Source organism: Rhodoferax sp. GW821-FHT07F03 (assembly GCF_059418745.1).
The window spans coordinates 227,384-250,530 of record NZ_JBWKQM010000009.1; the positions used below are offsets into that span (position 1 = coordinate 227,384).

The window sequence follows — 23,147 nt, forward strand, 5'->3', positions numbered from 1 at the left end:
GCTATGGCCGTAGCGGCACGATGCGGTCGCCTGGCATGGCCACGCAGTCTGGCGCGGCGGCTGTCCAGCCGCGGTGCACCACGGCGTTCTGGCCGTCGTGGCAAATCTCCACGCGCTGGCTGTCTGGCAGGCGTTGGTGCACAAAGTTCTCCACCGATGCGGGCAGGCTGATCTGCAGCGCCAGCGCGTAGCGGTCGTCTGCCGGGTGGTCGTCCACATGCAGCAGGGGTATGAAGTTGGCTGCAAACATTTGCCAGTGTGTGACGCGTACCGGTTCCGGCGCGTAATGCGCCTCGGCCAGCCAACGCTGGGCGCGGCCGCGCAGCTTGTCGCCCTGGGGCAGATCGCCCCAAGCGGCGGCCAGCAGCTCCACCAGCCACTGGTTGCAGTTCTGGTAGCGCAGCCCGTAGGCATAGGCGCTGGCGCTGTAGTGGCTGGCCAGCAGGCTCAGCGCCCGGCCGTCGTCCAGCGCGGCCTGTTTGAGCTGGGCGGCGGCCGCCGGCGGTAGCGTCACCATCGAGATATAGCCGCGCGCCGGGTTGTCCGTGCCCACCACAAAGCCGGCCAGACCCTGGTCGTAGATACGGGGGCGGCTTTCGTCGCAGGCGTAGTAGAGCTGCCGCACTGTCCAGCTACCGCCCTGGCCCTTCCAGGCCACCGCGGCATGCGAATAGCGGATCTGGAATTGCGACAGGTCCAGCCCCGAGCGGCTGATCAGCACGGCGCCAGCATCGTCGCCCATGCCGCTGCCACCACTGCCCACACCCAGGTTAGACAGCGCATCGCGCACCACGGCGCTGAAGCGCAGCAGCCGGTCCTGCTCTGCGGCGGTGAGCGCGGCGGTGCGGTCGCAGAACCGCGATGCCGTGGAAGCGCCGGAGGCCGCCTGTGCAGCGGGCATCCACAGCCCTGCAGCGGCGGCCAGTGCAATGGCCGCCCAAGCGGATGGCGTCACAGCTGCGTCACGGGGCGCGCAGCCAGCTCGCCGTGCCAGTCGTCGGCCAGCACCAGGTAGAACGGCTCGTGCGCGTCGGCGCGGGCGAACGCAAAGCCATAGGCTGGGCGTTCCACGCGCACCACATCGCCGACCTGCAGCGCCTGCGCCTGGAAGATGGCCTCTGGCAGGTTCAGTGCCAGTGTCTGTTCCGATGTGTCGGTGCGCATCTTTATCCGCAGCAGGCCGTCGCCGTCTGGGGCCTGTGCCACCTCGGTGATGCGGTAGTCGCCAGCGGCGGTTTTCTCCTTGTGCGACGAGCTATCGCTGGAGCCGTCCAGCGAGTTCGAGATGCTGGCGCTAGAGGTGGATGCCGCGCTGGACGCGGAGGAGGTAAAGCTTTCCGCATAGACCGTGCCGGCCAGGCCCCAGCCCAGGCCTATACCCAGTGCCAGGATGGCGCCGGTCAGCGGGAGCGGGGCGGGCTGTTGATGGATTTTCATAGCATGTTCCTTGGTTAGTGAACGATTGGTCGTTAGTAATGTACCATTGATACCGATCGATCGTTCATTAACCAAGGAATCACTATGCAAGCACCACGCACTCTGGCTTCATCCCTGGCCACCCCGGCCCTTGTTCTGGTCGGCGTTCTGCTGACCACGGGCTGTGCCGTTACCCGGACGCCGGCCTACACCGGCCTGGCCTCTGCCCCGCAGATGCAGCCCAATGCGCAAGATGACGCCGAGCAAAGGCCGTATGTCTACCGCTCCGCCGTCAACTGGAATGACTACAAGGCGGTACTGGTAGAGCCGGTGTCGGTCTATGACGGCACCGACAACCAGTTCGGCGACCTGCCCCAGGCCGACAGGCGCGAACTTGCCCAGTACATGTCGACCGAGTTCAACAAGCAGCTGGCCAAGCGCTTCAGCCTCAGCCGCACGGCGGCGCCGGGCGCTTTGCGCTTGAAGCTGACGCTGACCGGCGCCACGACGAACACTCCCGTGGTGTCCACCTTCACCCGCTTTGATCTGTTTGGCCTGCCCTATAACGCCGTGCAGTCCGCACGCGGCAAAGAGGGCATCTTCATGGGCTCGGTCAGCTATTCCGTAGAAATTTACGACGCCATGAGCAACCGCCTGGTCCAGGCTTTTGTGGCCAAGCAGCACCCCAACGCCATGAATGTGGCCGCCACGGTAGGCGCCCTTAGCGCGGCCAAGACCGGCATCGAGATAGGCGCCGAGCAACTGCTGCGCGATTTGCAATAAAAAGGCCTCTGGCGCAGGTAGACCGTGCGCAGGCAGCTACTATTTCGATAGTATGTCGGGCATGACGGATTGCGCTTTCTCCCTTCTGGCCAGCCACGCAGACGCGGCTGGTCTGCCATCCTTCGGCCAACGGCTCAGGCGCCTGCGCCGCAGCAAGGCCCTGAAGCAGGACGCCGTGGCCCGGCTGGCCGGCGTGAACCAGGCCACGGTATCGCGCTGGGAGGCTGGCACGCTGCAGCCGTCCGCGCGGGCCATGCGGGCCGTGTTGCAGCTGCTGGCCAGCCTGCCCACGCAGGACGCCGCCTTGCAGCGCCTGGTGCAGCACTGCAGCCAGCCCGCGCATCTGGTTACCGATGTGGACCACCGGCTGCTGGCCGCGTCCTTGCCGCGCCAGCAGATCTGGGGCGTCTCAGCGCATAGCTTGCTGCACACCTCGCTGTGGCGCTTTGCCACCGATGACATCGCTGCCGCCGAGGCCAGCCTGGCCGCCAGCGGCTGGTGGGAGCAGGAGGCACCCGCGCCCGTCACCGTGCAGGTGCGCACGGCCCGTACCGAGGGCCTGCAGATACGCCCCAGCACCATGCTGTGGGAGCGGGTGTGGCTGGCCAACGGCGTGCCTGCGCGGCTGTGCACCACGCTGACTTGCCACGCATAACTTATGCGTTGACGCCCCGGGCGGGCGCCGCCAACATCGGGCGATGTTGAATCCCCCCATGCTTTCCACCCCCTGGCCCCGCGTCATCACCCTCTGGCTGTGTGGCGTGTTGGCGGCCATGCAGTTTTCCAAGGTCTCGTTTGCCTTCCAGGCCCTGCAGGCGGCCTACGGCGCCACGCCGGCGGCCATGGGCTGGATCTTGTCCACCGTGGGCATGGTCGGCCTGGTGTTTGGTGTCACCGTGGGCCTGCAGGCGCCGGCCCTGGGCTACCGGCGCCTGCTGCTGCTGGGCATGGGTCTGGGTGCGGCCCTGGCCGGCCTGCAATCCCTGGCGCCGCCGTTTGCCCTGCTGTGGTTGACGCGGCTGTTGGAAGGCGTGTCGCAGCTGGCGGTGGTGGTGGCCGCGCCCACGCTGATCATGCAGCACAGCGCGCCCCGGCACCGCGCCATTGCCATGGGGCTGTGGAGCACTTTTGTGGGCGTGGCGTTTGCGCTGACGGCGGCCGGCGGTGGCTGGGTGCTGGCGCAGTTCCAGCTCAGCGGGTTGCTGCTGACCCATGCCATCGGTATGGCCGTGATGTTTGTCGCCGTGCTGTGCATGCTGCCGCCGGACGGCCCGGCACAGCCCTGGCCACGCCTGGCCGACTTGCCGCAGCTGCACGCGCGCATTTACAGCCAGTGGGCTACGGCGTTGCCGGGCTGCTGTTTCTTTTTCTACACCGTTACTGCACTGGCTCTGTTGACTTTCATTCCGCAGCAGGCCGGGGCGGACCGGTCTTGGTTGGCCGTAGTGCTGCCCTTGGTGAGCATTGCCGGCACGTTTTCGGCGGGCTGGCTGGCGCAGTCGGTGCTGGCGCCGGCCTGGTTGGTGCGTGCCGCGTTTGCCGGTGTGGCCTTGGCCGGGTTGGCCCTGGGTGGCTGCCTGGGCATGGCCTGGCCCATCGCGCCGATGGCCCTGCTGCTGGTGTACGTGGTGGGCCTGGCGGGTGGGGCCTCGTTCGCGCTGATTCCGAGCCTGAGCCAGGTGCCAGCGGTGCAGGCCCGCGCCACCGGCGCTGTGGCCCAGATGGGCAACCTGGGCTCTACCCTGGGCCCGCCGGTGTTTGCCTACGCCATTGCCAATTTAGGCGGCGTGGGCCTGGTGTTGCCGGTGCTGGTGTTTGCGCTGCTGGGATTGTGTTTGGCCACAGTAGGTGTGCACCGCTACCAACGGTCGATTTCAATCTGAAGCCGGGGACGATGGTGGCGACATATCTGCCAGCACAGCCCTATTGCGACCCTGGGCTTTGGCTCGGTAGAGAGCCTGGTCGGCTTGCTTCAACAAGTCTTCTGGTGACAGCCCCTCCGCAGGGGCCATGACTGCCACGCCGATGCTCGCCGTAACGTAGCCGAAGGGCGATTCAGCATGTGGCAGCGCCATTTTCTCAAGCGCGTGGCATAGGGCTTGGGCATGCTGCAGTGCTTTGTCAGGATGGACTGTGGTGGCGATCAGCACAAACTCTTCCCCTCCGTAGCGGGCCACCATATCGCCCGCCCGCAGGGCGTGGGCTTCCAGTATTTGGGCAACGCTGCGCAGGCAATCGTCACCTGTCTGGTGTCCGTAGTGGTCGTTGTATTTTTTGAACCAGTCCACATCGATCATCGCCAGCGACAAAAGTGCCCCCGAACGCTGGGCTCGCCGCCATTCGCTGTCCAAAGCTTCATCGAAATGGCGGCGGTTGGCGATACCGGTCAGGCCATCGGTGGAACTCAGTGCGATCAACTTGCGATTGGCTTCCTCCAGCGCGGCGGTGCGGTCCTGCACCTTGATTTCCAGCTGTTCATGCGCGTCCTGGATGCGTTCTGCCATGCTTGCAAAGTCCCTGGCTAGTTCGCCGATCTCGTCGTTGAACTGGATCGGCAGGACGTCCCGGTCCAAGCGCTCTTTGGATACACCGACCCGTCGCGTTGCATGCATCAGGCGAGACAGTGGAATAGCTACCTGCTTTTGCAAAATGGAGCGAAGGACAAAAATTTCAACCAGCAGTGTGAGCAGTCCGAGGGCGATCACGATGACCAGGTTGTCAAGAATGGCCGCGCTCATCAGCGCCCTTGGATAGTGGACGGCGAGCACCCAGGGCGTTCCTGGGATGATGCCCATCGCAATGATGTCGTCATGCTCTTGCACGATCGTTGCCTTGCCAGGGAGCAACGATGGAATGGCGCTCAACAGCGGGTAGTCGTGGGCCATTTTGAGCGACTGGATGGACGCTTTGCCCTCGCTGCTTTTGACTTGCTCCATGACGCTGGGGTGGTAGAGCAGTGTGCCTTCGCGATCTGCCATCAGGATGGTGCTGTAGGCGCCCTGCATGACGGGCTTGGCAGTGCGTTTCATGAGTTCGTCCAACAGCACATCGACGCAGGCCAGGATGTGGTGCTTGCCGGAAGCATCGGCTACGTCGGGCGTGGCGATGGTGGTCATCCAGGCATTGTTGGAGGGGTCCCAGTAAATGCGGGTAAACAATGTGCTGTTGCTCGGTGAACCAAAGCCACGCTCGTAGAACTCAAAGGTTTCAAGCTTGAGAGCATCCGGGCCTGAGTAGGTAAACACCTTGGAGATGTCAGCGTCCTGGTAGATGGGAAAGCCTTTTTCAGGCACCACGCCGTAAAAATTGAACAGCCGGCCCTTGGTGCTGGAGCCGTATTTGTGAGACAGCATGTATGACAGCGTAAACCGTGCTTTGGTGTCGTCGTTGGGCGGTGTGTCGGGTGCATAGGTTGCCGACATGCCGGCGAAGCGGCGACCATCGGCAAGCGCTTGACCTTCGAACAGCATCGGACGCTGCGTATAGGAGCCGTCCTCATGGCGGTAGAAAATTTGGTCGAAGTCACGCGCCAAAGTGGCATTCATGCCCGGCCGGTCACGGATAAGCTTGAATTCATCCAGAAAATTTTGTTGCAAATTCTGGATTTCTTGAAACGGCAATGACTCTCTTTGCAATGTTTGCTCGGTGGACAAAAACAGCTGTCTGGTAACAGACTGCTCAATCGAGGACAGGTTGACAAAATAGGAAATCGCGCCAGCGCAGAGTGAGACCAGGCCGATACGCAATAAAGCCAGCCGGAGGGCACGCGAGGCGAGCGAGCCCCGACGGGATACGAAACCAGGGTCTTGTTGTGTCATCTATCGATTTCCTGTCTAAGCAGTTTGTGGGTCATTTCAAACTATGAGGGGCGGTGTTGCCGGCCGTGCGGCGTTGTTGCGATGGGTGCTGTGCGCCAGCAGGTATTCGACGCAGGCCGCGGCAGGCAGCGGCGGGCTGTACAGATAGCCTTGGAAAACGTTGCAACCCAATGTCTCCAACACATCGCGCTGTTCCATGGTTTCCACGAACTCTGCCACCACTTCGACCTGCCGCGAACGCCCCAGCGCGCCAATTGAGCGAATGATGTCGCAGCTTGTGGGATTGGTCAGCACATCGCGGGTCAGCGATCCATCGATCTTGATGGCATGGATGTGGAAGCGCCGCATGTGCAGTAGCGATGAATAGCCCATGCCGAAGTCGTCCATGGCGAGAGAAACGCCGGTGGAGACGATCTGAGCCAGGTTCTGGTCCACTACCTTGTGAACCGGGATGGATTGGCTCTCGGTGATCTCTAGCTCAATTTCGTTCGGGGCCAACCGGTACCGCTTTAGGCAGTGGGCGATCAACTCCGGTAGCTGGGGGTCGTTGAGCTGGAACGGCGAAACATTGATTGCCATCGTGATGTGCGACAGGCCGACCGTATTCCAATGCGCTTTTCGTGCGCAAGCCTCTTCCAGTACCCAGGCGCCGAGGCGCCGGATGAGTCCCCCGTCTTCGGCCAGCGTCACGGCTACATCGGCGCGGATCGGCCCATGGCGTCCATGTGTCCAGCGCAGCAATGCTTCCATGCTGACCGCCGCGCCGCTGCAATCATGCTTGGGCTGGAATGCCAGCGTAACGGCTGGAGTGCCCAGGTCGCGCGTCAGGGTAAGAAATAGGCCCCGGGCAATCAGACCCACCTGGTCGTTGCGTTGTACCGAGCGCAAATATTGCCTGCTTTGGGAAACGATGACTTGGGTGGCTGTGTCGAAAGTTTCCGCCTGGTCGCGCACCCTGCGTGCGTCGGCTTGGCGCACGAAGGGCAGATATATCAGCGTGCTCACCAGCAGGCCTACCGCCTGCAAAGCCGCGCCGCGCCAGGAGTCGGTGAGCAGGTAGCCCGACAGCAGCGGCGGTGTTGTCCAGGGTATGGCGATGTTGTGCATTTGCACGAGACCGGTGTGTACCGCCGTCAGCGCCAGTCCGGTCAGTGCCAGTGGTGCCAGCAAAAAAGGTCGCAGGAATATCGGGTTGAGCGCAATCGGCAGTCCAAAAATCAGCAGTTCGTTGATGTTGAAGAGTGACGGCAGCAGAGACACCAAGCCCAGCCGCTGGAACGGACTCTTACGTCGGGACACCAGCAGGGCCAGAATGAGGCCCAATGTGGCACCGGATCCGCCCAAATGTACGAATATGTCGATAAGTGGGCGCCAGGCTAGCGCTGGTGTGTATGCGGAACCTGCTACGCCGAAGAGTGCCTGCGCCTGCTGGTCCAATACTTTGCCGCCATGGATGCCAAAAAACCAAAGGAGCTGGTTGAATAGCACTGCGCCGCTGTTAAGCAGCCAATCCGCATCCATCCAGGCGTTGATCGCCGGAGGCAGTACGGCCAACCAGTGCATTCCCAGGGGCGGCAAGGCTGCTTGCACCTCAGCCGCCAGTACCACGGTGAGGCTGACGATCATCAATGGTGGCGTCATGCGCACGGCATAGTAGAAGGTTGGATCGCTGTCATAGGCAGGAGATATCCGGCGCAATGCAGGCAGGGCGGCCAGTAGGCGCAACAATTCGGGCGTCACCAGTCCGATCACGATGCCCAGTAGCATTGAGTCATGCCCCAGCACGGCAAGAGTCGGTGTGCTGCTGAGCATCACATACAGCATGAAGTTCATCAGCGTGGCAACGCCCGTCCAGGTTTGCGGCAGTGCTTCCTCCCCTTCGCGTACGGGCAGTCGGCGTGCCAGCTGCATGCTGAGCACCACCGCTAGCGCGAGACCGAAGACGCCGCTGGTGGCATTGACCACGCTTTGGGTAGCCGCCTGCCATCCCGGACCGAGGACCGGGTCTATCAGGCGATGTATGGCAGGGAAGGGGAGGTTGCCCAGCAGGGTTGCGGCAACCCCGAAAAATGTGAGTGGCAGCAGCACTACAAAACTGTCCCGTACCGCGACCGTCCAGAGCGTCAAGCGGGAGCGCAGCTTCCGCGGCAATGCGGATATTGCAGCCACCACGCTACCCAGCAGGGAAGCAGATGTCTGCATTGAGAGCAGGGATCGCCATGGTGGTGGTTGGAGGTGCATGACGTCTTGTATTCGCAACTTGCGTTACTGGCGGAAGTGTCTGACGCCAAACACAAATTGATACATGGTATGCCATGTGGTAACGATGTGGCGAGCTGCTGCGTCCTAACAAAACGGGTTGCGTGAAATTTGTCAAATCTGTGATACTGTGTTTTTGAACAGCCTTCGGCTATAGTCCCGGCATGGCCAAAGAAAAAACCATCTACACCTGCAACGAGTGCGGCGGCACCACGCCCAAATGGCTGGGCAAGTGCCCGCACTGCCAGGCCTGGAACACGCTGATCGAGTCCATCGCCGAGCCGGCTGGCGCCAGCAAGAACAACCGTTTCGCCGCCCTGGCCAAAACCGCCGAGGTGATGACCCTGGCCGACATCGACGCCACCGACTTCGCGCGCACGCCCACCGGCTTGGACGAGCTGGACCGCGTGCTGGGCGGTGGCATTGTCGAAGGCGGCGTGGTGCTTATCGGTGGCGACCCAGGCATCGGCAAATCCACCCTGCTGCTGCAGGCGCTGGACGCGCTGCAACGTGCTGGCCAAAAGACGCTGTACGTCACCGGCGAAGAGAGCGGAGCCCAGGTGGCGCTGCGCTCGCGCCGCCTGGGCATCGTCAACAGCCAGGTGCAGGTGCTGGCCGAGATCCAGCTGGAGAAAATATTGCACACCCTGCAGGCCCACAAGCCGGCGATTGCGGTGATCGACTCCATCCAGACTGTCTATTCCGACCAGCTCACCTCCGCCCCCGGTTCGGTAGCCCAGGTGCGCGAATGTGCGGCGCATCTGACGCGCGCCGCCAAGTCCAGCGGCGTGGCCATCGTGCTGGTCGGCCATGTGACCAAAGAGGGCGCTCTCGCCGGTCCGCGCGTGCTGGAGCACATGGTGGACACGGTGCTGTACTTCGAGGGCGACACGCACAGCAGCTTCCGCCTGGTGCGCGCCATCAAGAACCGCTTTGGTGCGGTCAACGAGATCGGCGTCTTCGCCATGACCGAGAGCGGCCTGAAGGGCGTGAGCAACCCCAGCGCCATCTTCCTCAGCCAGCATGCCGAGCCAGTGCCCGGCAGCTGTGTGATGGTGACGCTGGAAGGCACGCGCCCGCTGCTGGTTGAAATCCAGGCGCTGGTGGACAGCGGTGGCCCCAGCCCACGCCGTCTGAGCGTGGGCCTGGACAAAGATCGCCTGGCCATGCTGCTGGCCGTGCTGCACCGCCACGCCGGCGTGGCCTGCATGGACCAGGATGTGTTCGTCAACGCCGTGGGCGGCGTGCGCATCAACGAACCTGCCGCCGACCTGGCCGTGCTGCTGGCCATTACCTCCAGCCTGCGCGGCAAGGCGCTGCCCAAGGGCTTTATTGCTTTCGGCGAGATCGGCCTGGCCGGCGAGGTACGCCCCGCGCCGCGCGGCCAGGAGCGCCTGAAAGAAGCCGCCAAGCTGGGCTTCAGCGTGGCCATCGTGCCCAAGGCGAATGCGCCGAAGAAACCCATCGAGGGCCTGACCATCCACGCAGTGGAGCGGGTCGAGCAGGCAATGGAAGTGGTGCGGAGCCTGACCTGATGAAACTGGCCGTGCTCTCCGACATCCACGGCAATCTGCTGGCGTTACAGGCCGTGCTGGCCGATGTGGCGCGCCAGGGCGTCGACCAGACCGTGTATCTGGGCGACCTGCTCAGCGGCCCGCTGCAGCCGGCCGAGACCGCCGACCTGCTGATGGCGCAGAACCTACCCATCATCCGTGGCAACCACGAGCGCCAGGTGCTGGCGCTGCTGGATCAAGGTCTGCCGCTGGACCCATTGGATACCGACGGCTATACCGCCGCCCAGCTACGGCCCGAGCACATCCGCTGGCTGCGCACATTGCCGGCGAGCCTGGCGTTGACGCCGGATGTGCTGTTATGCCACGGCACACCCCACAGTGACCTGGACTACTGGCTGGAGACCACCGAGCCCGGTTTCGGCCAAGGCCATGCCACCGGCCTGCGTGCTGCCACGCAGCTGGAGGTGGCGGCCCGTTTGGGTGGTGTGCCGGCTTCGCTGGTACTGTGCGGCCACACGCATGTGCCGCGTGCGGTGCAGGTCGGCGATACGCTGGTCGTCAACCCTGGCAGCGTAGGTCTGCAGGCTTACGACGACGTGCACCCGCACCCGCATGTGGTGGAGGTCGGCACGCCGCATGCGCGTTATGCCGTGGTGCAGCGTTGTGCGGCGGGCTGGCAGGTGGATCTGCGCGCTGTGCCTTATGACCACGGGGCCCAGGCCGATCTGGCCGACAGCCGAGGCCGGCCCGACTGGGCTTATGCGTTGCGCACGGGCTGGGCCATGCGTTAGGCCGCTGCTACGGCTTTGCCAGCGTGGCGGGCCACCACCGCCCCCAGGAGCATCAGAGCGCTGGTCGCCAGGAACACCGCGCGCATGCCGATGTGTCCGCCCACCAGGCCGCCCAGCAGCGGCCCCGCTACCTGCCCGGCGTACTGTGAGGAGGTGGAATAACCCAGTACACCACCAGCCACCGCCGCTGGCACGCTGCGTCGGATCACGCTGGCAATGCAGGGCAGCAGGCCGGCCAGCGCCGCGCCCATCAGCAAGCGCAGCACAAGCAGCTGCCAGACATTCGTCACAAAGGCCTGCGGCAGCAGCAACGCGGCCGCCACCAGCAGGCAGCCCACGATGACGCGGTGGTAGCCCACGCGGTCGGCCAGTTTGCCCAGGCGGGGCGCGGTCAGGATGTTTCCCAGTGCGCCGGCTGACATCGCCAGGCCGGCATACCAGGTGACCGCGCCACCGGGGGGCAGCAGCTGCGCCACATATACGGTGATGATGGGTTCCACCGACATATGCGCCAGCGTCAGCAGCAGGCCGGTGAGCAGCATGGCGTAGACCGGGCGGCGATCCGGGATCTGCGCCCACAGGCCCTGGCGCGGCGGGGAAGCTGCTGTGCGCGGCGCGCGCACCGGGCGCTTTTCGTGGACCAGCAAGCAGGTCGCCAAAAAGGCAATGAAGATCACTCCGCCGGCCAGGAAGAAGGTGGCACGTATGCCGATCAGCGGCGGCAGGCTGCCGCCCACCAGGGGGCCCAGCAGATTGCCCGCCATGAAGCCGGAGGACAGCGTGCCCAGCGCCCAGCCGGTGCGTTCCTTGGGCGTCTGTGTGGCCACCAGCACCGTGGAGCCGGACGCGTAGCCGCCCACCAGTCCGGCCAGTAGGCGCAGGCCGACCAGTTGCCAGGCGGTATCGACCACGCCGATCAGCGCCATGGTGATGGCCATGCCCAGGCTGGCGCGTACCAGCATCAGCTTGCGGCCATAGCGGTCGGCCATGCGGCCCCATAACGGCGCCACCAGGCCGGCGCTGAGAAAGGTGGCGGCAAAGGCCAGGCCCGACCACTGGGCCAACGCCGCATGGCCTTGCACGCCCAGTTGCTCCAGGTACAGCGGCAGAAATGGCAGCAGCAAGGTCATCGCCACACCGGTGGTGAAAGAACCAAACAGGCAGACGTAGAGATTGCGCTGCCAGTGCGGAAAGTCCGCCTCGGCGGGCGCGGTGGCAAGGGATGCAGTGGGCTGGGGCATCCGGCAAATTCTAGGTAGCGCAGGCCTTATGTGGGCTGCCGAATGGGGATGGCCGACCCCGTGGTTTGCGGGGACGGCGAGGCAGGGTGGAAATTGCATGCAAGCCATGTTGTGCCTGCCGTATGCCTGCGCAGGCCCTAAAATCGCCTGCTTTCCCCCACGCATTTCTGAGGAACCGCTATGTCCCCGCTTCCCCCTTCAATGGCTGACCGCGACGGCAAAATCTGGATGGACGGCCAGATGGTCGAGTGGCGCGACGCCAAGATCCACGTGCTGACGCACACCTTGCACTATGGCTGTGGTGCTTTCGAAGGCGTGCGGGCCTACAACACGGTCAACGGCCCGGCGATCTTCCGGTTGCAGGAGCACACCGAGCGCCTTTTCAACAGCGCCAAGATCCTGCGCATGAAGATCCCGTTCACCCAGGAACAGGTGAACGAAGCGCAATGCGCGGTGATCCGTGAGAACAAGCTGGAATCTGGCTACCTGCGTCCGTTGACCTGGATCGGTGACAAGAAGCTGGGCGTTAGCCCCAAGGGCAACACCATCCACCTGATGGTTGCCGCCTGGCCCTGGGGCGCCTACCTGGGTGAAGAAGGCATGAAGCGCGGTATCCGCGTGAAGATCAGCAGCTACACTCGCCACCACGTCAACATCACCATGACGCAGGCCAAGGCGGTGAGCAACTACACCAACTCCATCCTGGCCAATATGGAAGCCACCGACGATGGCTACGACGAAGCCATGCTGCTGGACGCCAACGGTTTTGTCAGTGAAGGCGCGGGCGAAAACCTGTTCGTGGTCAAGGGCGGCGTGGTCTACACCCCCGACCTGTCGGCTGGTGCGCTGAACGGCATCACCCGCAACACCGTGTTCCACATCTGCAAGGACTTGGGCCTGGAAGTGGTGCAAAAGCGCATCACCCGCGACGAGGTCTACATCGCTGACGAGGCCTTCTTCACCGGCACCGCCGCCGAAGTCACGCCCATCCGCGAACTCGACCGCATTGAACTAGGCAGCGGCAGCCGTGGCCCGATCACCGAAAAAATCCAGACGGCCTTCTTTGACATCGTCAACGGCCGCAACCCCAAATACGCCCACTGGCTGACGAAGGTTTCCGCATGAGCAACGCCAATATTGAACTCCTGGCCAAGGACCTGAACGCCCAAGGCGGCGTGTTCTGCCCCAGCCCCAAGGCCGACATGAAGCTGTGGAACAGCCACCCTAAGGTCTATCTGGACGTGGCCCACACCGGCTCGGCCAAGTGCCCGTACTGCGGCACGGTCTATGCGCTGAAAGCCGGCGAACACTTCGGCGGTGGCCACTAACTCCCTGGTCATCGCGCCCCAATGGATTGGGGACGCGGTGATGACCGAGCCGCTGATGCGCCGCCTGCATGCGCGCGGCGAGCGGCTCACGGTGGGGGCTTTGCCCTGGGTGGCGCCGGTGTACCGCGCCATGCCGCAGGTGGCCGAGGTCATCGACTTTCCCTTTCAGCATGGCGGCTTGCAGTGGCAGGCGCGCCGCGCAATGGCGGCGCAACTCAAGGGCCGTTTCGATACCGCCTATGTGCTGCCGAATTCGCTGAAGAGCGCGTTGCTGCCGTTTCTCGCGCGCATTCCGCGCCGCATCGGCTATGTAGGTGAGTCTCGCCTGGTGCTGCTGAACCAGCGCCTACCAAATCCGCCCAAGGGCGAGCGCCCGCCCATGGTGACTTACTACTCGGCCCTGAGCGGCGAAACCGGGCTGGAGCAGGATCGCCCGCATCTGCAGCTGGATGCCCAGCCGGTGGCCCAGGCCCTGGTCGCGCTGGGCTTGCAGATCGGTGGCTACGTGGTGTTTGCGCCGGGCGCCGAGTTTGGTCCTGCCAAGCGCTGGCCGGCTGCGCACTTTGCGGCCCTGGCCCAGCAGCTGGACGTGCCGGTGGTGCTGTTGGGCTCGGGCAAGGAGCATGCGTTGTGCGAGGAAATCGCCGGTCCGGTGAACGCCGTACGCCCCGGCTGGGCCATGAACTTTGCAGGAAAAACCACACTGGCGCAGGCGCTGTCTGCGATAGCTGCTAGCAAAAGTGTAGTGAGCAACGATTCCGGCCTGATGCATGTGGCGGCGGCTTTTGGCGTGCCCCAGGTGGCGGTGTTCGGCTCCAGCAGTCCGCTGCACACCCCGCCGCTGAACGACCATGCCCACGTGCTGTGGCTGAAGCAGGATGCGACCTACCAGCCACCGCTGGATTGCGCGCCGTGCTTCCAACGGAATTGCCCCTTGGGACACACACGCTGTCTGGTAGACGTGGGGCCGGAACGGGTATTGCATGCGCTAGCATGAGAAACTGCCGCGGGCAGTGTATACACATCGCGTGGTGGCAGTTTTAAAAGAAGCTGTTACAGTCCACCGCCACAGCGGCTAGGTACCGCACATCGGAACCAGAGCCTGCAGCCGCTCCAGGTTCTTGGATAAACAACAGAGAAGTGTTTGCCCCATTGATCGCGATGACACCCAAGAATCTCACACCCGTTCTGCAGCACCTGGTAGACATCACCGGCCACCGTGACCACTCCCGGCTGGAGCTGTCCGTGGTTTCGGCGCTGCGCCAGCTGATGGGCATACGCCGCATCCGCAAGCTTGAATTTCTTACGCAGGACGATGTGACCTATGTGCGGCCGCATCTGCTGCTGGAGCACGACCAGGTGTTTGCGATAGAAGAAAACAGCAGCGATGAAAATTTCGACCTGCTCAGTGACTACCCCGAGCTGGCCAAGTGCATAGACCAGCAGACCGACCGCGTACAGCGCCTTGAGGCCGATGGTTCCGATATCCTGTGGCTGCCAGTGCGGCTGGACAACAAGATCGTCTCCTGCATCGAGATCACCAACGACACGGCCTACAGCGCGCAGGCCATCGACATGATCCACGGCATCATCGAGGTCTACCGCAACTACCAGAGCCTGCTGGACTACAGCGAGCGTGATGCGCTCACCGGCCTGTTCAACCGCAAGACCTTTGACGAGCAGTTCTCACGCTATGCCCGCAATACCGCCGTTGGGCCGGTTGGCGAGCGGCGTACCCACGGCGACACCCAGTGGCTGGCCGTGGTGGACATTGACCACTTCAAGCTGGTCAACGACCGCTTTGGCCACGTGTACGGCGACGAGGTGCTGATTCTGGTGGCCAACCTGTTGCGCTCCTCGTTCCGTAGCAACGACCGCATCTTCCGTTTTGGTGGCGAGGAATTCGTAGTGCTGTTGCGCTCGGCCGACCTGGAGCACGCGCGTGGCATCTTTGAGCGCTTCCGCCAGAACATTGAAGAATACGATTTCCCCCAGGTGGGTCGCGTTACCGTCAGCGTGGGCTTTACCGGCACCAGCCAGGGTGCACCGGTGGAAATCCTTGGCCACGCCGACCAGGCCCTGTATTACGCCAAGCAGCACGGCCGCAACCAGGTCTGCTTCTATGAAGAGCTGATGTCCGGTGGTCGTCTACAGGTTGCTGATATAGCGCATAACGACGTCGAATTGTTCTAAACAGTCAGCTCGTTTTACACGCGGCTGCTTTAGCCTAAAGTAGGGGTATACAGGGTTCTCCCTGCCCCGCTACCCCGAAAGCCGCGCCATGCCCCTTGAGACCGACGTCTCCTTCCGCTTTGATAACAGCTATGCCCGCGAACTGAGCGGCTTCTACGCACCCTGGCAACCGGCCCAGGTACCCCAGCCTGCCATGGTCAAACTCAACCACGCCCTGGCGGCCGAGCTGGGTCTGGATGCCGAGGCCCTGGACTCCCCCGAAGGTGCGGCCATCTTTGCCGGCAACCGTGTGCCCGACGGTGCTCAGCCCCTGGCCCAGGCCTATGCGGGTCACCAGTTTGGTGGGTTTTCTCCCCAATTAGGCGATGGCCGGGCATTGCTGCTGGGCGAGGTGATCGACATGCACGGTCGGCGCCGCGACATCGCCCTCAAGGGCTCGGGCCGCACACCGTTTTCACGCGGCGGCGACGGCAAGGCCGCGCTGGGCCCGGTGCTGCGCGAATACCTGATGGGCGAGGCCATGCATGCACTGGCCATTCCCACTACGCGCGCGCTGGCGGCCGTCACCACCGGCGAAAAAGTGCGCCGCGATGGCGCCCCCCCCGGCGCCGTGCTGGCCCGCGTGGCGGCCAGCCATATCCGCGTCGGCACTTTCCAGTTTTTCGCCGCGCAGGGTGAAGCGCTGCAGCTAAAAAAGCTGGCCGACTACGTCATCGCCCGGCACGACCCGGTCGTCGCCAGCTCCGCCAACCCCTACCTGGCGCTATTCCAGGCTGTATGCGAACGCCAGGCGCAGTTGGTGGCGCAGTGGATGCTGGTCGGCTTCGTCCATGGTGTGATGAATACCGACAACATGGCCTTGTCTGGTGAAACCATTGACTACGGCCCCTGTGCCTTCATGGACCAGTACGACCCAGCTACGGTGTTCAGCTCCATCGACCACCAGGGCCGCTACGCCTACGGCAACCAGCCTGCCATCGCCCGCTGGAACCTGGCCCGCCTGGCGGAAACCCTGCTGCCCCTGGTGCACGCCGATGGTGACCAGGCCGTGGCCCTGGTGACTGAGGTGCTGGACCTGTTCCCCGACCGCTACCAGCAGCATTGGCTGGACGGCATGCGCCGCAAGCTGGGCCTGGCCAGCGCGCAAGAAGACGACTTGGTGCTGGCCCAGGGCTTTCTGGCTACGCTGCAAGACCAGGCGGTGGACTACACCCAGGCCTTCCGTGCGCTGGCCGGCCTGGTGGATGCGCCCGGCAGCCCGGCGGCCCAGGCGCTGCGGGCCCGATTCAGCGACACCAGCGCCCTGGATACCTGGCTTTCCCGTTGGCACGCCCGCCAGGGCCAGGACCCCATGCCGGCCGTACAGCGTGCCCAGGCCATGCGCCAGGTCAACCCGGCCTATATCCCGCGCAACCACCGGGTTGAAGAAGCCCTGGCCGCTGCCGTGGAGCGCGGCGACTATGCCCCGTTCGAACGCCTGCTCGCCGTGCTGTCGCGCCCCTTTGATGTGCAGGCCGATTTTGCTGCCTACGCCGAGCCTGCCCCGGCCGCCATGCAGCAGGGCTACCGCACCTTTTGCGGCACCTGAACGCCAACGGCACCTGCTATCTTTGCAATAGCAGGTGCCGTTGGATCCATAAGCGCTGGGCGGCATATAGCCGCTGGGAGCTGCGGGTGGGAGATTACTCGTCGTTATCGGTCGAGAACGTGCGCACCGCGCTGTAGGCGTTGGCCACGCCCGGCACCTTGCTGGCGACGAAGCGGGCCTTGGCTTCTTCCACCGGGCCTTGGGTCCAGCCGTGCAGGGTGACGGAGCCGTTTTGTGCGGTCACCGTCAGGTCCTTGGCGTCGCTGCCCAGGCTGCTGCTCAGAGCGGATTGGACCGAGCTGGCCAGGTCAGCGTCATTGGCCGCAGCATGTGCGGGCAAGAAGGCACCAGCGGCCAGGGCGAACAGAGCGGAAGCGGCGATGCGGTTGAAAGAGCGTGTCATGGTGAATCCTTTGGGGTGGTGCACCAAGATCGGTGCGATGGGTTGATCTTCCCAAGCCGCCGCCAATGGCGTGTTGCGGGGCACGCACGCTAGATTTCAACTGCAATCCAGGGTGAAGCCCTAGGCATGCCGAAAACTATGTATTTGATAGCTGCATGCGTAGGTACAGGCTGCGCTGCAGGCCGATTTCTTCATATTTCAAATCAGAGATAAAAAAAGCCCGCCGTAGCGTTACGGCGGGCTTCCTCTTCCTTCTTCCTTGTCACGCAGAGGGGCTTATGCGTGGTGCAGGATCTTGTGCTTGGTGGCAGGGTGGTGGGCTGTCTTGCTCAGCTTGCCGTCGGCCTTCACCGGGGCATGGGCCACCTTGTGGATGGGGTGCTTCACCACTTTCTTGGCTGCGACCTTGTGCACGGGCTTGGCGGGTGCAGCGGTGGTCTTCACCACTGGCGCGGTGGCGGGGGCTACCGCAGGTGTGGCGGCGGGGGCCTGGGCAAAGCTGGCGGCGCTGGCGGCAGCGAGGGCGAAGGCGGCGATCAGGGTCTTGGCTTGCATAGTGGCTCCTGGAAAGTAGTGCTTGGGTCTATCGGTTTTCACTGTTATGGAGTGTTGAATTCCATGTGTCTACAACGCCTGCGGCTGGCGCTCTGGCCGACGTCAGTGCCTGCAAAGTTTTGTAATCCTGCGCGTCAGCTAGCCCACAATGGCGGCATGACGCAACCCGAAATCTGCACCACCGCCAGCCAGATCGTTTACCGCAACCGCTGGATGGCAGTGCGCGAGGACAGCATCGTGCGCGCCGACGGCAGCACCGGTATCTATGGCGTGGTCGAGAAGCCGGACTTCGCCGTCATCGCCGCGCTGCGTGACGGCCAGCTCTACCTGGTCGAGCAGTACCGCTACCCGGTGCGCCAGCGTTTTTGGGAGCTGCCCCAGGGCTCGTGGGAAGGCCAGACCATAGACCCGCTGAGCCTGGCGCGTGCCGAGCTGCGCGAAGAAACCGGCCTGGTGGCTGGCCAGATGCAGCACGCCGGCCGTCTGTTCCTGGGCTACGGCTATTCCACCCAGGCTTACGACCTGTTCCTGGCCACCGACTGCGAGCAGCACGCGACGGAGCTGGACGCAGAAGAGCAGGGCCTGGTGGCGCGGCCCTTCGACATCGCCACCGTGCAAGCCATGGTGTGCGACGGCAGCATCCAGGACGCCACCACCGTCGCTGCCTTTGGCCTGCTGCGTTTGAAGGGATTGCTCTGAATTTTGTAGCTGCCGGCGCAAGAGTTATCTGCGCTGGCGTGCTAAAAAGCTTGTAGCCTGGGGTGGCGGAAAAATCGGCGCTCCATAGCGGCCGCACTTTCTGCCCGGCCGCCGGCCCGGCTCAGCGCTTGATGGCCAGCACCAGCACGCCGCTGGCCACCAGGCCGATGCCCGCCCATTCGCGCAGCGAGGGGCGCTCGCCCAGGAATGCAAAGGCAAACACCGCCACCAGTACCAGGCTGAACTTGTCCACCGGCGCCACCTGCGAGGCCTGGCCCATCTGCAACGCCCGGAAGTAGCAGACCCACGACGCCCCCGTGGCCAGGGCCGACAGGCCCAGGAACAGCAGGGTGCGTGGCGACAGGTTGCGCGGGTCCATCCACTTGCCGGTGGCGCCTACAAACACCGCCAGCAGGCAGACGATGATGGCCGTGCGCACCAGCGTGGCGAAGTCCGAGTCCACGCCCTGTATGCCCACCTTGGCGAAGATCGCCGTCAGCGCCGCAAAGTAGGCCGACAGCGCGGCCCAGAAGAACCAGCCGTGGGAGGAGTCAAGCATGGGGTGGCCTTTCGCAAACGGGGTGGTGCCGATTCTGCATCTGCGCCGCCCGGGTATGCGTGATTGCTATGTAAAGAATAGCTGCTTGCGCAGGTATTACGTGCGCCAGAAGGCTATTTGGCTTGCATCTTTGGGGCCGCATGGAACGGACAACTTGGCGGTTATTCCAGCGCCCCCACGCCCCGCAGCCGCTCCACCGCCATGTCCAGAAACGCCCGCACCCGCTGCGCTGCGTAGCGCCCCTCGCGGTGCAGCAGGTGTACCGGCAGGGCTGGGGGCTCGTAGTCGGCCAGCAGGATTTGCAGGCGCCCGGTGCGCACATGCTCGGCCACCTGATAGGAGAGCAGGCGGGTGATGCCAAAGCCGCTGACGGCGGCGGCCATGGCGCTGTCGTTGGTGGTGGTGAGCATGCGGGGCTGCAGCTTCACCAAGCGTGGTGCGCCCTGGTGCCAGAAGCGCCACTCGGTGGTGGGGCCGCTGCCGTGGATAGTGGTAACGGTGTGGCTGGCCAGATCATCCGGTGTGCTGGGCGTGCCATGCTGGGCCAGGTAGGCGGGCGATGCGCAGAGAACGCGGCGCAGCTGCGAAACGCGCACGGCTTGCATGCTGGAGTCGGGCAGGGCGCCGATGCGCACGGCCACGTCCACACCCTCGTCCAGCAGGTTCACCACCCGGTCCAGAAACAGGCAGTGGGCCTGCACCTCGGGGTAGCGTTGCAGGTAGTCGGTGACCAGGGGCGTGACGTGCAGCGCGCCGAACATCAGCGGTGCCGTGACGACGAGGCGGCCACGCGGTGCGCTGTGCATGCCAGCCACCGAGGCGTCGGCGTCGGCCAGCTCGGCCAGGATGCGGCGGCAGTCCTCGGCGTGGCGGGCGCCGGCCTCGGTGAGCCGTACCACGCGGGTGGTGCGGGTGAGCAGGCGCACGCCCAGGTGGCTTTCCAGGTCCTTGATGGCGCGGGGTACGGCCGGGGGCGACAGCTGCAGCTGGCGGGCGGCACCCGCAAAGCCCTGAGCGTCGGCCACGGTCACAAAGATCTGCATGGCCTGGAGTCTGTCCATATTCTTCCTGTTTATGGAATGGTGTATTGGAAATAGAGGTGATTCTATTTTTCACCTGGTATCAATACAGTGCATCCATGCGCTGCGTTACGCGCAGACACTGTCTACACACCTGGAAGGAAAACACCATGAGCCTGGCCCCCGAAGCTCCTCGCCCACCCCTGCCGCCGTTCAACGCCGACACCGCCGCGCAAAAGGTGCGCCTGGCCGAAGACGCCTGGAACAGCCGTGACCCGGCCCGCGTGGCGCTGGCCTATACGCCGGACAGCCGCTGGCGCAACCGCGCGGAGTTTCCGCAGGGCCGGGCCGAGATTGAAGTGTTTTTGCAGCGCAAATGGGTGCGCGAGCTGGACTACCGGCTGATCAAGGAGCTGTGGGCTTTTGATGGCAACCGCATCGCCGTGCGCTTTGCATATGAGTGGCATGACGCGGCGGGCCAGTGGTTCCGCTCCTATGGCAACGAGAACTGGCTGTTTGATGCGCACGGCTTCATGGCCGAGCGCCACGCCAGTATCAACGACCTGGCGATCACCGAGGCCGAGCGTAAGTTCCACTGGCCCAGCGGGCGCCGGCCCGACGACCACCCGGGCCTGAGCGCACTGGGTTTATAACCCGGCGTTGACCTCAGGTGGGTGCGCCAGCAGAATGGCCGCCGCAGACACTGCCGCTGGGCGGGTCTGTGGCACTATTGTTTTTCGCCAACCCACCGAAATTGCATTATGAAAATCAGTGTTGAAACCACGGTTGCAGCCCCCATCGAGAAAGTGTGGCGTGCCTACACGACGCCAGCGGACATCGTGCAGTGGAATGCTGCGTCACCGGACTGGCACACCACCACAGCCCACGTGGATTTGCGCGAGGGTGGCGCCTTCTCGTCGCGCATGGAGGCCAAGGACGGCAGCATGGGTTTTGATTTTGCGGGCACTTACACCAAGATCGTTAAGCATGCGCTGATCGAATATGCGTTTGGCGACCGCACGGCCCAGGTCACGTTTACCGAGGGCGCGGGCGGCGTACAGGTGCGCGTGACTTTCGACGCCGAATCTACCTACTCCGTCGAGCAGCAAGAGCAGGGCTGGCAGGCCATTCTGGGCAACTTCGCACGCCACGTGGAAGCCCTGGCCTGAACTTGCACCATCAGCTGGCCGTGCGGTTTTCCGCGGCCAGGTAGTCAAGAAAGGCCTGCAGCGGCATGGGCTTGGCGAAGTAGTAGCCCTGGCCGTACTGCACGCCCAGCGCGCTGAGCTGGGCCGCCTGGGCGGCGTTTTCAATGCCCTCGGCGACGACCTTGCTGTCCACCGCCTTGGCGATGGCGACGATCTCGGGGATCAGGCTGGAGCGCAGGCTGGCGTCTTCCATCTCGAACACAAAGGACTTGTCGATCTTCAGGAAGTCGGGTGCCACGCGCTTGACCATGCCCAGGTTGGAATAGCCGGTGCCGAAGTCGTCGATGGCGATCAGGTAGCCGTCGGCCTTGAGGCGCTGCAGCTCGGGCACGATCTCGGGCGAGAAGTTGTATTCGGTCACCTCCAGCTCGACCCGCAGGTCCTTGCGGCCGGTGGTATGCATGACGGCTTGCAGATGTGCATGGACCCGGTCGCGTTGCAGATTGTTGGGGAAGAAGTTCAGCGCGATCTTGAAGTCGGTTTGCGCGGGCAGGGCTGCACCCAGTTCGCGCAGGGCACAGGCGCTGATGGCGGTGTCAAACGCCCAGCCCAGGTTTTGCCGTACCAGCGCGGGTATGAATTGGTCGGGGTAGACCAGCTTTTTGCGGTCCTGCAGCCGGGCCAGTACCTCGCAGCCTATGGTGCGTCCGCTGGCCAGGTCGCGGATGGGTTGATAGTGGCAGACCACGTTGTCGGGCCGGCACAGGTGGCGGATGCGGTAGTCCATGGACTGGTAGTGCCGGCAGCGCCGGGTCACCACATCGGCGACCAGAAGGCCCAGCAGCCCACACAGGCCCAGAGCGCCCAGCAGCAGGGCCCAGTAGTCGGCCAATAGCTCGCGCAGCTGCAGCACCGACTGTGCCGAGAGCTGGACAAAGTTGGGCAGGGTGTTGCTGACCAGCAGCACAGCCCTGTGGGTGTCGAGCTGCAGGTGCGGCGTGTTGGGGCCGACTTGGGGGCTGGTCAGGTTGGCGTGTTCGCCACGGAATACCTGGGTGCGTTCGGCGCCGCGGCCGGCCCACAGCGTGTCGCTGTGCTGCAGTTTGGCATCGCGGGTGGCGTTGTCGTCCAGTGCGACCTGGAAGGGGCCGCGCTCCACCAGGGTGACGAATACGGTTTCGTCGGCCAGCGGCAAGGGGGCGTTCAGGTAGTAGTGGCCGGCCTCGCCCTGCAGACCACCGGTATTGGGTGCCAGCGGCGGGTAGATGTCGCCCAGGCTGGTGCTGCAGACCAATTGGCGCTGGCTGTCGAGGATGCCGATGTCACCCACCACCCGGTGTTTGAACAGCAGGCTGCGTAGTTTGGTGCGGTTGTCAGCGGTGCAGTCTGCGGGGTAGATGCTGTTGAGCTCCTGCAGCAGTGCAGTGACTTCTACGCGCCGGTTCTCCATGGCGCGGAATAGCGTGGCATGGCCGCGGTCGATCTCACGCACGCGCAGCCCGATGCCTGCCAGCACGATCGCCAGGCCCATGGCCAACGCCAGGACGCAGCCGCTCAGGCTGCCAACCAACCGGGGGCGGCGCCCAAGCGTACGCCTTAAGACAGGCATGGCTGCGTATTCCATCGTCCCGGCATGGTGGGCTCCCCTTACGGCTATTGGTCGCGCTGGCCGGGTGCCGCCCCGGCGCAGAGCTGATGCATTATCAACACATTTATTCCGCTCCCAGGCGGTGCGCGCCTGTGCGGAATATGCCGCCGGATTTTAGGAGTGGACATGCCGATGGCGCAGGTGGATTCTGCGTAGGCAGCTATCAAAAAATGAGTATGAATGGG

At 64.0% G+C, this 23,147-nt stretch carries 23 protein-coding genes; 13 read left to right on the plus strand and 10 right to left on the minus strand.

Annotated features, from left to right (window positions below):
- Window position 1 precedes the first annotated feature (1 nt).
- Both AC07R0_RS15705 and AC07R0_RS15710 read right to left on the minus strand, forming a co-directional pair.
- Window positions 2-955, minus strand: a complete 954-nt coding sequence (locus AC07R0_RS15705) for a DUF2145 domain-containing protein (protein WP_495105544.1) — start codon at window positions 953-955, stop codon at window positions 2-4.
- Window positions 952-1,437 (minus strand): hypothetical protein, encoded by a 486-nt coding sequence (locus AC07R0_RS15710; RefSeq protein ID WP_495105545.1) that lies wholly within the window; start codon window positions 1,435-1,437, stop codon window positions 952-954. The genes AC07R0_RS15705 and AC07R0_RS15710 overlap by 4 nt, the downstream gene beginning before the upstream one ends.
- An 84-nt stretch (window positions 1,438-1,521) precedes the next feature.
- On the opposite strand from AC07R0_RS15710, the gene AC07R0_RS15715 reads away from it, so the two are divergent.
- The 3 genes from AC07R0_RS15715 (at window position 1,522) to AC07R0_RS15725 (ending at window position 4,082) form a co-directional block, all read left to right on the plus strand.
- Complete coding sequence (locus AC07R0_RS15715; RefSeq protein ID WP_495105546.1) at window positions 1,522-2,199, plus strand: DUF3313 domain-containing protein; 678 nt, start codon at window positions 1,522-1,524, stop codon at window positions 2,197-2,199.
- Window positions 2,200-2,260: 61 nt separating this feature from the next.
- Window positions 2,261-2,854, plus strand: coding sequence for a helix-turn-helix domain-containing protein (locus tag AC07R0_RS15720; RefSeq protein ID WP_495105547.1), 594 nt, complete (start codon window positions 2,261-2,263; stop codon window positions 2,852-2,854).
- 58 nt (window positions 2,855-2,912) lie between these two features.
- Window positions 2,913-4,082, plus strand: a complete 1,170-nt coding sequence (locus AC07R0_RS15725; RefSeq protein WP_495105548.1) for an MFS transporter — start codon at window positions 2,913-2,915, stop codon at window positions 4,080-4,082.
- Here the strand turns inward: AC07R0_RS15725 and AC07R0_RS15730 are convergent.
- Window positions 4,074-6,017 carry a GGDEF domain-containing protein gene (locus AC07R0_RS15730; RefSeq protein ID WP_495105549.1) on the minus strand — a complete coding sequence of 648 codons (1,944 nt, stop codon included), beginning with the start codon at window positions 6,015-6,017 and terminating at the stop codon, window positions 4,074-4,076. The genes AC07R0_RS15725 and AC07R0_RS15730 overlap by 9 nt on opposite strands.
- A gap of 36 nt (window positions 6,018-6,053) precedes the next feature.
- Window positions 6,054-8,219 (minus strand): EAL domain-containing protein, encoded by a 2,166-nt coding sequence (locus tag AC07R0_RS15735; protein WP_495105550.1) that lies wholly within the window; start codon window positions 8,217-8,219, stop codon window positions 6,054-6,056.
- 221 nt (window positions 8,220-8,440) lie between these two features.
- Between AC07R0_RS15735 and radA the strand changes: the two genes are divergently transcribed.
- Window positions 8,441-9,811 carry a DNA repair protein RadA gene (gene radA, locus AC07R0_RS15740; protein WP_495099773.1) on the plus strand — a complete coding sequence of 457 codons (1,371 nt, stop codon included), beginning with the start codon at window positions 8,441-8,443 and terminating at the stop codon, window positions 9,809-9,811.
- Window positions 9,811-10,581, plus strand: a complete 771-nt coding sequence (locus AC07R0_RS15745; protein ID WP_495105551.1) for a metallophosphoesterase family protein — start codon at window positions 9,811-9,813, stop codon at window positions 10,579-10,581. Before radA ends, AC07R0_RS15745 begins: the two co-directional genes overlap by 1 nt.
- Here AC07R0_RS15745 and AC07R0_RS15750 read toward each other — a convergent pair.
- Entirely contained in the window at window positions 10,578-11,822 is a 1,245-nt protein-coding gene (locus AC07R0_RS15750; protein WP_495105552.1) for an MFS transporter, read from the minus strand. The genes AC07R0_RS15745 and AC07R0_RS15750 overlap by 4 nt on opposite strands.
- 180 nt (window positions 11,823-12,002) lie before the next feature.
- On the opposite strand from AC07R0_RS15750, the gene AC07R0_RS15755 reads away from it, so the two are divergent.
- The 5 genes from AC07R0_RS15755 (at window position 12,003) to AC07R0_RS15775 (ending at window position 16,931) form a co-directional block, all read left to right on the plus strand.
- Window positions 12,003-12,947 (plus strand): branched-chain amino acid transaminase, encoded by a 945-nt coding sequence (locus AC07R0_RS15755; RefSeq protein ID WP_495099776.1) that lies wholly within the window; start codon window positions 12,003-12,005, stop codon window positions 12,945-12,947.
- The gene (locus AC07R0_RS15760; protein WP_116607525.1) at window positions 12,944-13,150 is read left to right on the plus strand and encodes a zinc-finger domain-containing protein; all 207 of its coding nucleotides are present in this window, start codon (window positions 12,944-12,946) and stop codon (window positions 13,148-13,150) included. Before AC07R0_RS15755 ends, AC07R0_RS15760 begins: the two co-directional genes overlap by 4 nt.
- A complete protein-coding gene (gene waaF / locus AC07R0_RS15765; RefSeq protein ID WP_495105553.1) occupies window positions 13,140-14,147 on the plus strand; it encodes a lipopolysaccharide heptosyltransferase II in 1,008 nt (335 codons plus the stop codon). The genes AC07R0_RS15760 and waaF overlap by 11 nt, the downstream gene beginning before the upstream one ends.
- Window positions 14,148-14,311: 164 nt before the next feature.
- The gene (locus AC07R0_RS15770; RefSeq protein WP_495105554.1) at window positions 14,312-15,343 is read left to right on the plus strand and encodes a GGDEF domain-containing protein; all 1,032 of its coding nucleotides are present in this window, start codon (window positions 14,312-14,314) and stop codon (window positions 15,341-15,343) included.
- A gap of 88 nt (window positions 15,344-15,431) precedes the next feature.
- Window positions 15,432-16,931 (plus strand): protein adenylyltransferase SelO, encoded by a 1,500-nt coding sequence (locus AC07R0_RS15775; protein WP_495105555.1) that lies wholly within the window; start codon window positions 15,432-15,434, stop codon window positions 16,929-16,931.
- A 94-nt stretch (window positions 16,932-17,025) separates the two neighbouring features.
- On the opposite strand, the gene AC07R0_RS15780 is transcribed toward AC07R0_RS15775, so the two are convergent.
- Window positions 17,026-17,334, minus strand: coding sequence for a BON domain-containing protein (locus AC07R0_RS15780; protein ID WP_495105556.1), 309 nt, complete (start codon window positions 17,332-17,334; stop codon window positions 17,026-17,028).
- A gap of 276 nt (window positions 17,335-17,610) precedes the next feature.
- A complete protein-coding gene (locus AC07R0_RS15785; RefSeq protein WP_495105557.1) occupies window positions 17,611-17,889 on the minus strand; it encodes a hypothetical protein in 279 nt (92 codons plus the stop codon).
- A 156-nt stretch (window positions 17,890-18,045) separates the two neighbouring features.
- Between AC07R0_RS15785 and AC07R0_RS15790 the strand changes: the two genes are divergently transcribed.
- Window positions 18,046-18,588 (plus strand): NUDIX domain-containing protein, encoded by a 543-nt coding sequence (locus AC07R0_RS15790; RefSeq protein WP_495105558.1) that lies wholly within the window; start codon window positions 18,046-18,048, stop codon window positions 18,586-18,588.
- A gap of 121 nt (window positions 18,589-18,709) precedes the next feature.
- On the opposite strand, the gene AC07R0_RS15795 is transcribed toward AC07R0_RS15790, so the two are convergent.
- Together AC07R0_RS15795 and AC07R0_RS15800 are read right to left on the minus strand one after the other, a co-directional pair.
- Window positions 18,710-19,147, minus strand: coding sequence for an EamA family transporter (locus tag AC07R0_RS15795; protein WP_495105559.1), 438 nt, complete (start codon window positions 19,145-19,147; stop codon window positions 18,710-18,712).
- Window positions 19,148-19,308: 161 nt separating this feature from the next.
- A complete protein-coding gene (locus AC07R0_RS15800; protein ID WP_495105560.1) occupies window positions 19,309-20,208 on the minus strand; it encodes a LysR family transcriptional regulator in 900 nt (299 codons plus the stop codon).
- Window positions 20,209-20,336: 128 nt separating this feature from the next.
- On the opposite strand from AC07R0_RS15800, the gene AC07R0_RS15805 reads away from it, so the two are divergent.
- Together AC07R0_RS15805 and AC07R0_RS15810 are read left to right on the plus strand one after the other, a co-directional pair.
- On the plus strand, window positions 20,337-20,819 hold the full coding sequence (locus AC07R0_RS15805; protein WP_495105561.1) for a nuclear transport factor 2 family protein: 483 nt from the start codon (window positions 20,337-20,339) through the stop codon (window positions 20,817-20,819).
- A 108-nt stretch (window positions 20,820-20,927) separates the two neighbouring features.
- Window positions 20,928-21,335, plus strand: coding sequence for an SRPBCC family protein (locus AC07R0_RS15810; protein WP_495105562.1), 408 nt, complete (start codon window positions 20,928-20,930; stop codon window positions 21,333-21,335).
- Between the two features lie 10 nt (window positions 21,336-21,345).
- Here the strand turns inward: AC07R0_RS15810 and AC07R0_RS15815 are convergent, their stop codons facing one another.
- On the minus strand, window positions 21,346-22,923 hold the full coding sequence (locus AC07R0_RS15815; RefSeq protein WP_495105563.1) for an EAL domain-containing protein: 1,578 nt from the start codon (window positions 22,921-22,923) through the stop codon (window positions 21,346-21,348).
- Window positions 22,924-23,147 lie beyond the last annotated feature (224 nt).